11 protein-coding genes are annotated in these 15,780 nt (G+C 61.3%); 6 read left to right on the forward strand and 5 right to left on the reverse strand.

Features of this window, described 5'->3' with window-relative positions:
- The first annotated feature begins 5 nt into the window (after positions 1–5).
- Positions 6–398 (forward strand): response regulator transcription factor, encoded by a 393-nt coding sequence (locus QA635_RS30285; RefSeq protein WP_283063189.1) that lies wholly within the window; start codon positions 6–8, stop codon positions 396–398.
- On the opposite strand, the gene QA635_RS30290 is transcribed toward QA635_RS30285, so the two are convergent.
- The 4 genes from QA635_RS30290 to QA635_RS30305 form a co-directional block, all read right to left on the reverse strand.
- A complete protein-coding gene (locus QA635_RS30290) occupies positions 393–6,278 on the reverse strand; it encodes an AAA family ATPase (protein ID WP_283063191.1) in 5,886 nt (1,961 codons plus the stop codon). The genes QA635_RS30285 and QA635_RS30290 overlap by 6 nt on opposite strands.
- Positions 6,279–6,473: 195 nt before the next feature.
- Positions 6,474–9,647 carry an efflux RND transporter permease subunit gene (locus QA635_RS30295; RefSeq protein ID WP_283063192.1) on the reverse strand — a complete coding sequence of 1,058 codons (3,174 nt, stop codon included), beginning with the start codon at positions 9,645–9,647 and terminating at the stop codon, positions 6,474–6,476.
- A complete protein-coding gene (locus QA635_RS30300; protein ID WP_482151240.1) occupies positions 9,644–10,804 on the reverse strand; it encodes an efflux RND transporter periplasmic adaptor subunit in 1,161 nt (386 codons plus the stop codon). Before QA635_RS30300 ends, QA635_RS30295 begins: the two co-directional genes overlap by 4 nt.
- Positions 10,805–10,862: 58 nt before the next feature.
- On the reverse strand, positions 10,863–11,099 hold the full coding sequence (locus QA635_RS30305) for a hypothetical protein (RefSeq protein ID WP_283063196.1): 237 nt from the start codon (positions 11,097–11,099) through the stop codon (positions 10,863–10,865).
- A 138-nt stretch (positions 11,100–11,237) separates the two neighbouring features.
- Here QA635_RS30305 and QA635_RS30310 point away from each other — a divergent pair, with 138 nt between their 5' ends.
- The 5 genes from QA635_RS30310 to QA635_RS30330 all read left to right on the forward strand — a co-directional run bounded on the left by QA635_RS30310 (position 11,238) and on the right by QA635_RS30330 (position 15,206).
- Positions 11,238–11,747: an OsmC family protein gene (locus QA635_RS30310; RefSeq protein ID WP_283063197.1), complete on the forward strand. Its 510-nt coding sequence runs from the start codon at positions 11,238–11,240 to the stop codon at positions 11,745–11,747.
- 396 nt (positions 11,748–12,143) lie between these two features.
- A complete protein-coding gene (locus QA635_RS30315) occupies positions 12,144–13,061 on the forward strand; it encodes an NADP-dependent oxidoreductase (protein WP_283071900.1) in 918 nt (305 codons plus the stop codon).
- A 176-nt stretch (positions 13,062–13,237) separates the two neighbouring features.
- On the forward strand, positions 13,238–13,873 hold the full coding sequence (locus QA635_RS30320; RefSeq protein WP_212059464.1) for a nitroreductase family protein: 636 nt from the start codon (positions 13,238–13,240) through the stop codon (positions 13,871–13,873).
- Positions 13,874–13,907: 34 nt separating this feature from the next.
- Positions 13,908–14,453, forward strand: coding sequence for a carboxymuconolactone decarboxylase family protein (locus tag QA635_RS30325; protein WP_283071902.1), 546 nt, complete (start codon positions 13,908–13,910; stop codon positions 14,451–14,453).
- Between the two features lie 108 nt (positions 14,454–14,561).
- Entirely contained in the window at positions 14,562–15,206 is a 645-nt protein-coding gene (locus QA635_RS30330; protein WP_283063199.1) for an FMN-dependent NADH-azoreductase, read from the forward strand.
- A gap of 32 nt (positions 15,207–15,238) precedes the next feature.
- Here QA635_RS30330 and QA635_RS30335 read toward each other — a convergent pair whose 3' ends face one another.
- Positions 15,239–15,697 carry a DUF3788 domain-containing protein gene (locus tag QA635_RS30335; RefSeq protein WP_283071904.1) on the reverse strand — a complete coding sequence of 153 codons (459 nt, stop codon included), beginning with the start codon at positions 15,695–15,697 and terminating at the stop codon, positions 15,239–15,241.
- Positions 15,698–15,780 lie beyond the last annotated feature (83 nt).

Raw genomic sequence — 15,780 nt, forward strand, 5'->3', positions numbered from 1 at the left:
CCGCAATGTTGAATCGTACAGTGATATCTATCGTCGACGACGATCAGCCTTATCGTGAATCGATGCGGAAGCTCATAATGTTTCTGGGCTACATTGTCGAAGCGTTCCCATCAGCGGCCGATTTCCTGGCATCGCCTGTCTTGGCTGAAACCGCCTGCCTGGTCACCGACGTTAGCATGCCCGGAATGACCGGGCTCGAGTTGCACAGGTATTTGGTCGATGCAGGGTACGAGATCCCGACAATCCTCGTTACCGCTTACCCCGATGAGGTCGTCAGGCATCAGGCTCTTAAGGACGGGGTTGTTTGCTACCTCAGCAAGCCAGTGGACGACGACCATCTCGAGCGATGCCTTCGTTCGGCTCTGCAGCCGGGCCGGCCCATTGAAGACACTTCATGAGTCGTCGTCCGCAGGCAGAGTGAACTGAAATACGGCACCACGAGGTTCGTTTGCTTCTACCCACAACTTGCCCCCATGAGCGTGGATGATAGAACGGCATATCGACAATCCCATCCCTGTTCCGCTGGACTTCGTGGTGTAAAAAGTGTCGAAGATTCGGTCCAAATGCTGCGCATCAATGCCGGGCCCTGAATCCCGTACAGCTACGAGGGCGCCTGACTGATCCTGCTCAGTGCTGATCAACAGCTCCCTTGCTCCATCTGCAACCGAGCTCATTGCTTCGACCGCGTTGAGAATCAGATTCAGCAAGACTTGCTGCAGCTGAATGCGATCACCCAGAACTGGACGCAGTCCATCAGCAAGCCGGGTTTGGATCGAAACCTCATTCCGGTGTGTCACGCTTTGCGCCAATATCAGCACTTCGTTGATCGCCGCGTTAAAGTCAAAGCACTCCTTTCGCGTTGGCGCTTTCTTGACGTGATCACGCATCCGTCCGACAATGTCCCTGGCCCGGTCCACGTCCCTGACAACACAACCGAGTGCTTCCCTGACCTCACCCAGGTTTGGCGGATTCATTTCCAGAAAACGCACCCCCGCACGAGCATTGTTGCGGGCGGTCGCAATCGGATGCAGAATTTCGTGAGACAGCGAAGCTGCCAATTCCCCCATCATGCTCACGCGGTTGATGTGGGCAAAATCCAACTCGAGCTGGCGCAGCTTCTCACGTTCCTCCTGTGCCAACCTTCGTTCCGTCACGTCGACAGTTGTGCTGATAACTTCAGCCAGCGTACCCCGAGGGGAAAACACGTGGTAGCTGGTCCCTTCGACCCATTTGACCGTTCCATCCGGCAGGAGGAGCCTGAACTCGGTAATCAAATCCTTCTTCTGATGCACGGCCCCCTGAACCGCGGCCCACACTCTGTCGCGGTCCTCCGGGTGAATGCGTTCCCACATACTTTGCCGGCTTGGAAGTCCGTGCAGCGGATCAAACCCCCAGATCCTGTAACTCTCGTCCGACCAGTAGAGATAACGCATCGCTGTCGCGTCGTAGATCCAATTTCCGGTGCGGCTTAGTCTTTGTGCTTGGCTCAGCGCTTCCTCGGCCCGCTTGCGTTCCGTCAAGTCGAGCACGAATGCAAGGCCTTCGTCGCCTCCCTCCTTGAACAAAGCGGCGCCAATAAGCACGGGCACACGGCTGCCGTCTTTCCGAATATACTCCTTTTCGAAAGGCTGAACTATCCCGGTCGAACTCAGTTCTGCTTGAGTCAGCATGTCGCGCTCGCGCCATTCCGGCGGGGACAGCTCGGTCCAGCGCATACGGCCCGAAACCAAGTCCTCGCGGTCATAACCCAAAATGCGTAAAAACGCGTCATTGGCTTCAAGAATTCGGCCTTCGCCGTCGGCGATGATGATTCCGATGATGTTGGCGTCGACCAAACGCCGAATCTTACCTTCGCGATCTGCGACGTCGCGATAGAGCCGCGAGTTTTCCAGCGAGATCGCCGCCTGCGACGCGAGAACTTTCAGCGTCGCGACGCGATCGGGTGTGAAAACGTGGGCCGCCAGGTTGTTCTCGAGGTAGAGCAAACCGGCAAGTGTGCCTTGTTTGAGCAACGGCAGGCAGAGAATTGAACGGGCGTGATGCTGATGAATGTACTTATCGGCAGAAAACGAACTCGGCGCTGCAGCATCGTCGAGAAGAACGCTCTCTTTTGTCCGGATCACGTAGTGTAGGATGGACTCCGGCAGATCTGCGGCGGTTACACTCGCTCGTCGCTGACCGACGTTCACCGTATTATTTCCGGTCGTGACCTCCGCCTCAATCCGATAGACATCACCTACCGCCAGAATCAACAGACCTCGTCCGGCACCCGCGTGCTCAATCGCCGCGCGCATAAGCGTGTCGATAAGTTTGTCTAGAACGATCTCGCCCGACACCGCTTGCGAGACTTTGATCACAGTAGCTAGATCCAGCTGTTCAACCGATGCCCCGATCGTGCTTGTGGGACCGGCAATCGGCTTCTCCTTCCTTAGGTGCGGATACAACTCGTCGAGTTGGCTTACCTTGCCGGCGGCTCCCCATCGGAGGTACGCGTACCGCGCATCTTGCAAATAGGCATTCGCGATCTTCCCGAACCCGCGTGCGGCAAAGAAGCGTGCGGCGACCTCGTTGGCGAGCGCCTCGTTGTGAACGAAGCCTTGCGAGTGTGCCGAATGGATAGCGTGTTCGTAAAGATGCTCAGCATCGAGCGCGCGGCCTTCGATCCTCGCGATCTCAGCGCCGACGAGTGCTGCGCGATTCTCGAAGTTGTCCGGGCAAGCCGTCGCCCAGACCTCAAGCTGCCGGTGATGCACCGCGAGTGCCCTGACATGCTCCTGGCATCGGTCGGCCGCCGCGGACTCGCAGGATGCAGCTCTAGAGAGCGCACTATAAAAGTGATATTCCGCGCATTCGAAAAACGACGCCGATGTCGGCTGCAGCTGTTGCGCCCTCAATGAAGCCTCGAGGGCACCGGCATAGTCGCCGGCAAAGAAGCGTGCCTGCAGCTTGCGGGTCCAATACGAGCCCGCGGCCAACGCCAGATCCGGGTTCCTGCAAAAGCGGGACTCCAGCACGCGTTCGTCAAACTGCATATCGTCAAAGCGACCGAAAATCGGCGTCAGGCCGCGGAGTGTCCGAATCAGCCCAAGCTGGCCGGCGATTGAATCAATCGCAAAACCGAACCGCATGTTGTGCGCGAACGTGAGACCATGCTCGACCTCGACTTGCACGTCATCGAGCGGATCGCCCGCCGCGAGAAGATATGTGTTCAGATGAGTGTAGTAATATGCTGCAAAAGTTAGGTCGCCGATCTGGTTTGCGGTCTCGAACGCACGCCGCAGCAGATTACGGCCTTCCTGGACATGTCTCGTCCAGAACATGAGCAGATATCCAAAGTTCAAATAGGTCCTGGCCTGGAAGCGCCTTAGCCCGCGCTGTTCGACCAGTTCGTAGCCGAGACGGCCGAATCGAAGTCCCGCCTGGTAGTCGCCGAATTCCGGTCCAGCGAGCCTGCCAAGCACCGCATAGGCGTAGCACGAGCCGTCGCAATTGCCGCCCTCGAGGCTGAGATTGACCGCTCGACAGATGACCATCGAACGCAACTTCGCATCCGTATAGTGGGCAGGCGGCCCGAGCTTCGTCAGGACATCGAGGGTCGCAAGCGATGCGGCATTGCTCATGAAAGGCAGATCAATAAGGCTTTCTATCGTGCGGGAGCCAAGTTGGGACCAGATCCGCTCATACTCGCGCCGAGCCTCGTCGTCCGTCGGGTGCGGCGACCAGTCGATGCCGAGGTGGCGGAGATAGTCGAGACCGACCGCGATCGCACGGCTGCCCTGATCCAGGGTCGTGTAAAGATCCACCTGCAGGCACGTGACGCGGGCTCGTTCGATCGTCGTTGCGGCTCGGGTTGACAGCGCCGCCAGGCGCTGCTCGGCCTGCGCCAGTGCACCGGTGAGGAACTCACATTCGGCCCGGTGCAGCTCCAGCTCAAAGATCAGGTCGTGCCGGCGTTCCCAAGAGTCCGCTGGCAACAGGGCCACGCCGGAGAGCAGATAGTTCAGCGCCGAAGCATAGGCCGTCGATGCCTTGGCGCGTCTACCTGCAATGAAATTCAACTCGGCGACCCGCACAAGCTCCTCAATTGACGTGATAAGACGCGAGCCGCGGTTGAGCTGATTGACGATTTCGAAAATCGTCTCCTCCAGCTGTTCTGGAGGGGATCGCGCTGCGAGCAGCATCCCTATTCGGAGGTGGGTTTCGGCGCGAGATTCCTCCGGAATCAAGGAGTAGGCCGCTTCATGAACACGGTCGTGCAGAAACGTATAGGAATTGTCCGAACGAAAGATCAGCCCTGCTCGCACCGCCTCCCAAAGCTGGCCATGCATTTCCTCCTCGGAGCTCTGGTAGACGATCCGCAACATGGCGAACCCTGCGTCGTTGCCCAGGCAGGCGAGCTTCCGCAACGCGTTCCGGGTTTCGACAGACAGGCGGTTCAACTTCCCCACCATAAGGTCCACGACATTGTCGGTGTAACCTTTGGCGTGAATGCGATTCAGGTCCCAGCACCATCGTGCCTCGCCATAGTCGAAAGTGAGCAACGCTTCGTCGGCGAGCGCAGAAATGAACTGAATGGCAAAAAGCGGATTGCCGGTTGTCTTCTCGTGGATCAGCCCTGCCAGCGGCACGATTCTCTCGGGTTCGCTGTGAACGGAATCCGCGATGAGTTGCCCGAGGTCTCCACTGGTTAGGGGTGCCAATACGATGTCTTGCAATATCGCTCCAGCCTGGCGCATCGCTTCGAGCTTGCGCATCAGCGGGTGGACGGGATCGACTTCGTTGCTGCGGTAAGCGCCAATCAACAACAGATTCCGCACATCCGGCCGGCTCAACAGATCCTCGAGCAAATCGAGCGTTGCTGCGTCGAGCCATTGGAGGTCATCGAAGAACAGGGCGAGCGGATGTTCCGGCCGCGCGAATACGCTGATAAATCGCCGGAACACCAGCTGAAAGCGGCCCTGCACATCCTGCGGTGGCAACTCGGGGACGGGCGGCTGTTCGCCGATGATGTGCTTCAATTCCGGGACGAGATCAACAATGAGCCGGCCGTTCGGTTCGAGCGCCTCGAGCAGCGCCTCCCGCCATTGCCGCAGCTCCGCTTCGGTCTTGCTCAGCAGCGGGCGGATCAGGTTCTGGAAGGCCTGCGCAAGCGTGGCGTAGGGGATGTCGCGCTTGTACTGGTCAAACTTGCCCGATGCAAAAAGACCGCAGCGCGGCACGAGTCGCTTATGAAGCTCGTTGACGATCGCGGACTTCCCGACGCCGGAGTATCCGGAAACCAACACCAACTCCGGCCTGCCGCCGACGGCGACGCGGTCGAAGGAGACAAGCAGGGTATCGATATCGGCTGTCCGACCATACAGTTTCTCGGGGATCAGCAGCCGGTCCGGAGTGTCGTGTTCCCCGAGCGGGAATTCGTTGATGTCGCGTCGGCCTTCCCATTCAGCAAGGCAACGCCGTAGATCGCTCTCGGCGCCTGCAGCTGTCTGGTAACGTTCCTCAGCAGTCTTGGCGAGCAGCTTCATGATGATCGCGGAGACGATACCTGGGAGATTCGTTGACCGCTCGCTGGGAGGCGCTGGTGGTCTTGCAATATGGCAGTGCACCCACTCCATCGGGTCGGCCGCTGTGAAGGGCAGGACACCCGTGAGCATCTGATACAGCGTGACACCGAAGGCGTAGAGATCGCTGCGGGCATCGACCGAGCGGTTCATCCGCCCGGTTTGTTCGGGCGCCATATAGGCAAGCGTACCGGCGATGGTCTCGGGCGGTTCGGGGGCCTGCCGCTCGCGGGACAGGCGCGATGCGATGCCAAACCCGGTGAGCCGCGCATTTCCATCCGCGCAGTCCACCATGATATTAGCTGGCTTGATGTCTTTGTGGATAAGCCCGCGCTGATGAAGCTTGCCCAGAGCCGATGTAATCGCGACAGCCAGCCGCAAGAAGCGCCCTACATCCATGGGCGCGCCGAGCAGATGGTCTAGCGGCACGCCGCCCGGATCATCGATCACCAACACGGTCCGACCGGCGTCACGTAAGAGGCCGAGCGGCCGCGCCGCCCATGCGCTATCGAGCTCATCTTTCAATTCGTATTCGTGCGTGAGGCGATCGAGTCTTGAGCGCGACGGTTGGTCGGCGGCAGGAGCAACGAGCAACACGGCGAGCCGGTTGCCATTGTCGTCCAGTCGCCAGCCACGGCTGAACACGCGCTCGCCGTCCGCCCACAACACCTGAGAGCTACCACGCGAGTACGCGACGTTCAGCGACTGCTGCACCATCTGTCAGATCCCGGCGACGGGCTTCAGCTTGAAGTCGGCTGATCAAGCTCTCCACGCAGCACACGCGCGGCCACTCGAGAAAGCGTACTCCATCGGCCGGGAAATGCCAGTCGCCCCTCGGTCTTGCCGGCTAGCAGGGTGACACACGCGGACAAATAACCGCATGCCCGCTGACGCAAGGGAACTCGGGGCGATTCACCCGGCCGCGGCCGCGGTCGTCTGGGGCGGTTTGCCCTCGTTCTTTCCTTCCGCAAGGTTGCGCACGACCATGTAGAAGATCGGCGTGAAGACGAGGCCGAACAGGGTGACGCCGAGCATGCCGAAGAACACGGCGACACCGACCGCCTGGCGCATTTCCGAGCCCGAGCCGGTCGACACCACCAGCGGCAGCACGCCGAGGATGAAGGCGAACGACGTCATCAGGATCGGCCGCAGGCGGAGCCGGCAGGCCTCGATCACCGCGTCCAGCCGCGACCGGCCCTCGAGCTCGATGTCGCGCGCGAACTCGACGATCAGGATCGCGTTCTTGGCGGCCAGCCCCACCAGCACCACGAAGCCGATCTGGGTCAGAATGTTGACGTCCTGGCCCATGATGCGCACGCCGATGGTGGCCGCGAACAGGCACATCGGCACGATCAGGATCACCGCGAACGGCAGCGTCCAGCTGCCATATTGCGCGGCCAGCACCAGATAGACGAACAGCACGCAGATCGGGAACACGTAGAGGCCGGCATTGCCGCCTGTCACTTGCTGATAGGACAGGTCGGTCCATTCGAACGCGAAGCCGCTCGGTAAGGTCCGGTCGGCGAGTTCCGTGACGGTCGTCAGCGCCGTCGCCGAGCTCACGCCGGGTGCCGGCTCACCCTGCAGTTCCGACGCCGAATAGAGATTATAGCGCGCGACGCGGTCGGGTCCCGAGATGTCCTTGAAGTCCACGATGCTGCCCAGCATCACCATGTCGCCGGCGACGTTGCGGGTACGTAGCCGCGCGAAGTCAGAATTCTCTTTCCGGAACGGCAGATCGGCCTGCGCGGTAACGTGATAGGTGCGGCCGAACAGATTGAAGTCGTTGACGTAGGTCGAGCCGAAATAGGTCTGGATCGTGTCATTGATGTTGGCGATCGGAACCCCGAGCTTCTGCGCCTTGACGCGATCGACATCGACGAACAGCTGCGGCGTGTTGGCCGAGAACGGCGAGAACACCGAGGTCAGGTTCGGCGACTTGCGCGCGGCGGCGACCAGCTCGTCGGTCGCGGCGGCCAGCAGCTCGGGCCCGCGCCCCTGCCGATCCTGAATGCGGATGGTGAAGCCGCCGCCGGTGCCGATGCCCGGCACCGCGGGCGGCGGAATGACGATGATGAAGGCGCCCTGGATTACCGACAGCCGTTTGCGAAGGTCAGCTGTGATCGCGTCGGCCGACAATCCGTTCTTCTGCCGTACTTCCGGCTCGTCGAACACCGGGAACAAGGCCGCGGCATTGCCGGCCTGCGTGCGCGTCGCGCCGGAAAAGCCGCTAAATGCGCCAACACGCACGATACCTGGGGTATCCAGCGCAATTCGCTCGATCTCGCGCACCACCGTCGCGGTTCGCGCCAGCGACGCCGCGCCCGACAACTGCACCGAGATGATGAGGTAGCCGCGATCCTGCGCCGGAATGAAGCCCTGCGAAGTGGTGGCGAGCAGCCAGCCGGCGCTGCCAATCAGCACGAGGTAGATCATCAGCATCACCGCGGTGCGCCGGATCACGAAGTCGGCGAGAGCCGCATAGCCATGCGCCAGGCGATCGAACACGCGGTCGAACAGCGCGGTGAAGTTGTCCCAGCCGCGCGCGATGATGTTCCAGCGTGCCGGGGGCCGTTTCTCCTCATGCTGCACGAGGATCTGCGACGCCAGCGCCGGCGACAGCGTCAGCGAGCAGAAGCAGGAGATCGCGGTCGCGACCGCGATCGTCACCGCGAACTGCTGGAAGAACTGTCCGGAAATGCCGCCGAGGAAGGCGGTCGGCACGAACACCGCACACAGCACCAGCGCGATCGAGACCAGCGCGCCGCCGACCTCCTCCATGGTCTTGAGCGCGGCATCGCGCCTCGACATCCCGCGCTCGAGATGCCGTTCGACATTCTCGACCACGACGATGGCGTCGTCAACCACGATGCCGACCGCGAGCACGAGGCCGAACAGCGTCAGATTGTTGATCGAGAATCCGAGCACGGCCATCACCGCAAAGGTGCCGACCAGCGACACCGGAATCGCGATGATCGGGATGATCGCAGGCCGCCATCCCTGCAGGAACACCAGCACCACGATGACGACGAGCGCCATCGCCTCGTAGACCGTCTTGATCAACTCATGGACCGATTGGGCGATGAATTCGGTCGGGTTGTATCCGATATTGTAGTCGAGCCCCTTCGGAAAACTCTCCTTCAGCTTCGCCATGGTGGTCGAGATCGCCTTCGCTGTATCGAGCGCGTTCGACCCCGGCCGTTGCGTCACCACCATTGCGACGGCCGACTTGCGCAATATGCGGCTGCTGGTGGCGTAGGACAGCGCGCCGAGCTCGACGCGGGCAACGTCGCGCAGCCGCACGGTGCGGCCGTCGGAGCCGGCCTTCACCACGATGTCCTCGAACTGCCTGATGTCCTTGAGGCGGCCGGTGAACACGAGGTTGGGCTGGAAGGCGCGATCGGCGATCGGCGGCTCGGCGATCTGGCCGCCGGCGATCTGCAGGTTCTGCGCCCGGATCGCCGCCAGCACCTCGCCCGAGGTCAGGCCGAGATTGGCGATTCGGTCGGGATCGAGCCACAGCCGCATCGAATAGTCGCGCGCGCCGAACATCTGGATGTCGCCGACGCCGTCGAGCCGCAAGAGCTGGTCGCGGACCTGCAGCAGCGTATAGTTCGAGATGTAGAGCTGGTCGAAACTGTCGTCGGGTGACAACACGAACACGGCCATCAGGATGTCAGGTGAGTTCTTGCGAGTGACGACGCCGTTGCGCTGCACTTCTTCAGGCAGACGCGGCTGCGCGATCGCGACGCGGTTCTGCACCAGCACCTGGGCTTTGTCGAGGTCGGTCCCGAGCTTGAAGGTGACCGTGATGGTGAGCTGGCCGTTCGACGTCGACTGGCTGTAAAGATACAACATGTCCTCGACGCCGTTGATCTCCTGCTCGATCGGAGCGGCGACGGTGTCGGACACGGTCTGCGCCGAAGCACCCGGATATTGCGTCGTAACCGTGACGGTCGGTGGCACCGCCTGCGGATATTCCGAGACCGGCAGCGTCTGATAGGCGATCGCGCCGACGATCAGGAGCACGATTGACAGCACCATCGCGAGGATGGGTTGATTGACGGAGAGCCTTCCGAGATTCATGGCTTCGCACCTGCCGCTGGCTTGTCATCTGCCGGAGCCGGCGTCATTTTGGGCGTCACCTTGGCGCCGACGCGGGCGCGTTGCAGCCCGTCGACGATCACATGGTCTTCCGCCTTGAGGCCTTCGCGGATCACGCGCAGGCCGTCATCGAGCGGGCCGAGTACGACCGGCTTGGCCTCTACCATGTTGTCGTCCTTGACCACGAACACGATCTTGCGCGACTGGTCGGTGGCAACAGCGGTGTCCGGAATCAGCAGCGCCTCATAGGGCGAGGAACCGATGATGCGGACGCGACCGAACTGGCCGGGCAGGATCGAGAGATCGTGGTTGGGAATGATCGCGCGGCTGCGAAGCGTGGCAGTCGAGACGTCGAGCCGGTTGTCGAGGAAGTCCATCTTGCCCTCATGCGAGGGCTTGGTTTCGCCGGTCAACACGATCTGCACCGGGTTCGCCGTGTCGCGCGAGCTCGGCCGCCTGCCTTCGAACCACAGCTTGCTGTTGCGTTGATAGGTCGCCTCGTCGACGTCGAAATAGATGTAGATCGGATCGAGCGACACGATCGAGGTCAAGAGCGTCGCGCCGCCCTCGCTGCCCTGCACCAGATTGCCGGGCGTCACCAGATGCCGGCTGACGCGGCCGGTGATCGGTGCCAGCACGTGGGTGAATTCGACATTGAGCTGCGCGGCCTTCAACGTGCCCTCGGCCTGCGTCTCGGCGGCGCGGGCCGCCTGCAATGCCTGACGGCGCTGATCGACGACCTGCTCCGAGACCGCGCTGGTCTGCACCAGGGTCAGCCCGCGTTCGAGATCGCGCTTGGCAAGCTCGCCCTTGGCGCGCGCGTCAGCGAGCTGGCCTTCGGCCTGCAGCACCACCGCCTCGAACGGACGCGGGTCGATGATGTAGAGCAGATCGCCGGCCTTGACGATCGCGCCGTCCTTGAACTCGACGCTGTTGACGAATCCGCCGACGCGGGCGCGGACTTGGACCTCCTCGATCGCCTCGAAGCGGCCGGTGAACTCATCCCAGTCGGTGACGATGCGCTTGACCGGTTGCGCGACCGTCACCGGTGGCGGCGCGGCCCCTTGCGACTGCGCTTCGTCGCAGCCAATGATCGCCAACACAACCAGCATAACGATCACTGCAGCGCCGCATCGCAGAAGGCGACGAAACGCACTGCGATTGAGCCGGCTCGCCGGAGCCCGATCCTCCGTTATGTCAATCGTACTCACTGCCTTCTCTCCAAGCACTTTGGCGCGCCGATCGCGAAACCGCGAGTTCGGTACGACGATGCCCGGAGATTGACGTTGCAGCGTCGGCCAGGGAAATCATCTCTCGCCATGGAGTCGATAAACGATCGTTATTGCCGCTCGCCGCGCGCTGTACTGCCGTGGCGAGGATGACGAACGCCGAATGGCACTCGAGGCCAACGTTGTTGCTCGATGTCGACTTCACGGCGCATTCCTACCGATTATGGATACGATAGCTTTACCTGAATGGTCACCGATCTTAATTGCCAAGCGTGCCGCTCCGGCGCTTGCGACAAGTTCGTGACGCCGCTTCACATGGCGCTGAACACAGTGGAAGGACGCCATGACGCCACGGGACAAAGCATCCAAGCGCCGCGAGGTTTTCGTCGCGAGCGACCCCGCCAATCACGGCACGCTGGTCGGTCAGGTAGACGGATCTCAGTTTCCCATCGGCGGCCCGGATGGAATCGGCCACGTTTCTCCCGGTCCCAATCCTTACGACCTTCTCAGCACCTCTCTCGCTGCATGCACCGCCATGACTGTTCGCTTTCACGCCCGACGTCGAAAACTGCCGTTGGTGCGGGTGAAAGTCGGTGTCAGCTTCCACCATGGCGCAAACGGCGAACGAGATTCGTTCGAACGCACACTCGTGCTGGAGGGCGAACTCGACACCCAACAACGAGCCTTCTTGCTGGAGGCCGCGAACCTCTGCCCTATTGGCGAGCTTCTCGGCATTAGCGCGGATATTCACACACGCCCGGACGCCGCAACTTCCAGCCACAACGCAAGCACCCAGGCCAGCTATGAAGATGATCTGGCTGAACTCCACATCCCCTATATCGAAGCGGATTGAGCGCTTCGCCCGCCAGCGACCACCGCGCCGGGAGCGCCGGCGGCATTGCTCGTTTCGACTTTGCAATTGCGACCGGTCGGCCGCCTCATCAGCGATGTGGCGGTAGAACCTTCCTCGTGCGCGCGATCAGGATCGAATTGACGCGTAAGCCGACAGAACCGGCTTTTCTGCGCACGACGCAGATCTTTCTCGCGTCCTCAATGACCAAAACTCATCACTGCGGGTCGTCGCTCTGTTCACTGCTGCGCCATAGCGCCTTTCACTTTCACGCGGCGCGCCAATGGCATCGATTCCATAGCCACACGTCATTGGACCATCGAGTTTCGCGGTCGTATTTTTGCTCCTCTACAACTGAATTCAGAAGATGGTGGCACACCACATGCAGAGGAGTGGATGATGAAGGCAATCGTCGTAGCGGACCAGGCAGCGGGGACCGGTGGAATGAGGCTCGTGGAGCGTTCCGAGCCGCAGGCCGCCATCAACGACGTTATCGTTCAGGTTCATGCATCGGGATTCGTCCCGACCGAGCTAACGTGGCCCTCGACGTGGACCGATCGCCTCGATCGCAGCCGAACACCGTCGATTCCGGGACACGAGCTGGCCGGTGTGGTCACCGCTCTCGGCTACGGCACGACGGGGCTGTCGGTGGGGCAGCGAGTGTTCGGACTTGCCGATTGGTATCGCGACGGCTCTCTGGCGGAGTACGTAGCCATGGAGGCACGCAACCTCGCGCCTCTGCCGGGGGACGTCGAATTCACGGCGGGCGCGAGTCTGCCAATTTCAGGCCTCACCGCATGGCAAGGACTGTTTGTGCATGGCCGCCTTCAGGCTGGGCAGACCGTCCTCGTGCACGGCGCAGCCGGTGCAGTCGGATCGATGGTGACCCAACTCGCAAGATTGTCTGGCGCCTACGTCATCGGCACCGGACGTGCCGCCGATCGTCAGAACGCCCTAGACTTCGGCGCGCAGGAGTTCCTGGATCTCGAGAACGACACCCTTGAAGACGTCAACGGACTCGATCTGGTGTTCGATGTCATCGGCGGCGACATCGGGAGGCGTTCCGCATGCCTGATTCGAACCGGTGGAACGCTGGTGTCCATCGTCGGACCGAGCGAAGTACGACCCGTTGACGGCCTAGCCGTCGACTTCGTTGTTGATTCCGATCGTGCCCAACTGGGAGAGATTGTCCAGCGGGTGCGGGACGGACGACTGCGGACCAACATCGGCAGCATCGCGACTCTCGACGACGCTGTCGCCGCCTTCAATCCGACGAAGCGGATCAGCGGGAAGACGATCATTCGCGCTCGTCCGTGAGCAACACCTACTCGATGTACGTTACCGGCCGGCCGCGTCCTATCAGACGTGCCGGAGGCAGCCTGCGATCTACCCTGCCCCTCGGCATGAGATGTCGACCGGGCTGCATCCCTGCAGCATTTCCGACGAAGAGAGCGAAAGCACTTCAACCTGTCCCTTCACGCATAGGAATTACCATGACAAACGGGATCACCACGACCAACGCGGTCATCGAATGCATCCTGGGCCGCAGCTCCGCCAAGTACTACGACACCGCAGCCACCCTGAGCGACGATCAAATCCGCGAGCTGGTGCGAATTGGCACCACCGCGCCAACATCCTTCCACTTGCAGAACTGGCGCTTCATCGCCGTACGTTCGCGCGAAGCCAAGACCCGATTGCGTCCGATCGCTTGGGATCAGCCCGCAATTACCGAAGCAGCCGTTACCTTTATCGTTTGCGGCCAGCTGGCCGACTCCAGCGTCGTACCAGAGCGCCTGGCACCGCTGGTGGAAGCGGGCATCATGCCGCCAAAGATGGTGCCGGAATGGGAAATCCCCGCCCGCGATCTGTATATGGAGTACCCGCAGCGTCAGCGCGACGAAGCACTTCGCAGCGCCACCTTCGGCGCGGCCGCGATGATCTATGCAGCCCGCTCGCTCGGCCTGGGTTCGACGCCGATGATCGGCTTCGATGCGGAAGCTGTGCACCGCGAGTTCGGGCTCGCCAAAGACGAAGTACCGGTCATGTTGCTGTCCGTAGGCGCTCTGCGTCCGGGCAACTGGGCGCAGAAGCCGCGCCGTCCGGTAACCGAAGTGTTGAACCTCGTTTGATCGTTAGCGAAACCAGCAACCCGCGGGAATTATGATGCCAAGAACTGCCGCTCTCAAGCCGGAACAGGTGCCGGCCGATTCAAAACCGACCCTCGATATGTTCACCAAGAACATCGGGTTCACTCCAAACATGATGGCGACCTTCGCGGCAAGCCCGGTCGCGTTCAACTCATGGGCCACCCTGCTCGGCTCGTTAAGCAAGGCGCTCGACGTAAAGACGCGTGACAGCATCGGCCTTGCCGTCTCCGAAGTGAATGGCTGCGACTACTGTCTGACGGTTCACAGCTTTACGGCCGATCACATGGCCAAGCTGCCGGCCAATGAAATTATTCTGGCCCGGATGGGCCATGCCAGCGACCCGAAGCGAGATGCCGCCATCCAGTTTGCGCGCAAAGTCATCGAGACCCGCGGCAAGGTCAGTGACGCCGATCTGAAAGCCGTCCGCGATGCCGGCTACACGGATGCGAATGTCATGGAGATCGTCGCGCTGGTGGCAATGTACTCCCTAACGAACTTCTTCAACAACGTCTTCGATCCCGAGAAGGACTTTCCAGCCGTTGCGCCCGCTAGGTCGCTCTGAACTCCAGTCTGGCCGCATCGATCATCGCTGAAGGTTATCGGAGCTTTTTATGTGATGCGCGATGCGGCGAGGACTCGACGTGACGGGACTGGGCGAAGAGAGTAAAGCATGAAGAGTATCCTGCATATTGATTGCAGCCCACGTGCGGAATCACACAGCCGGCAGCTGTCGTCGGCGATCGTGGAGAAGCTCCTCGAGGTCGCGCCCTGCGTGACCATCTGTCGGCGAGATCTTGGCGCCGCCCCACTGCCGCATGCCACTCCTGGCTACGCCACGACCCTATCGACGGCGGCAACGTTGGCCGCTCCGCTGAAGGGGTCGCTGGATCTTTCTGAAACGCTCATCCGGGAGGTCGAGGCGGCGGATGCGATCGTGATTGGAACGCCGATGCATAACCTCACTGTTCCCTCGGTCCTGAAGGCATGGATCGACCAGATCCTGCGCGCCGGCCGCACCTTTAGATCGACGCCGAATGGGAAAGTGGGAAAACTCGATGATCGCCCGGTGTTCATCGGCATCGCTTCTGGCGGCGTCTTTACCGGTGACCGGGCCAACCAGCCCGATTTTCTCACGCCGTATCTTGCGGCCGTGTTGGGCTCCATTGGTCTGAAAACCCTGCAATTTCTCCCCGTGCAGGCCACTGCGTTTCTCGAGGGAGATACCGCCACGGCAGCGAGGGCAAAAGCGCTCGTGGCGATCGACCTGACGGTCATGGGGAGAGTCCCGTGTCCCGCGACTGTCGAAGGTGAGTGAAACATCGCCCCGCCGCGCGCGGCGCAGACATCTCAACCGGGTGACCGCGGAGGAGGACGCTTCAGACTTAGAAGCTCCGTCACGTCACGCCGGTCGGCTGCGGATGAGATACCAACTTTCAACCATTTTCCGTCGGGGTATGCTCGGGCTTCATCGTAGAGCTTGACCAATTGCGGGCGCCACCCGTAACGCCGCGCCTCAAACTTCTCTCGCTCTGCTCCCCCCAAGACTACCTCGACCGAGAACAACCTGTATTCCGGTAGGAAAGTGCAAAATGCCCTGGACTTTTTATAGCGCAGGGACCAACCGCGCTTCTTGCCACGATAGAGCCATTCCGGCGCGAAGACCGCGGGGTAGTATGCCTCGATCCAGTTGCGCAGTTCAGCCCAATGCCCGAACGCCTTCGGCCCGATCCAGTCGCACACGGTGTCGTCATCGGGCGGCGCTGATTTGTCGGTGATCCTGTCGCCGACCTCGGGAGATTGTTCCATATCGCTTTCCTTCACATCGCAACTCCATATCGTAAGCTTCGGAAGACTTGGTGGGGCTGCACGATTGGCCGTTCAGTGCCGGC

The organism is Bradyrhizobium brasilense, from assembly GCF_029714345.1.
Classification (GTDB): Bacteria; Pseudomonadota; Alphaproteobacteria; order Rhizobiales; family Xanthobacteraceae; genus Bradyrhizobium; species Bradyrhizobium australafricanum.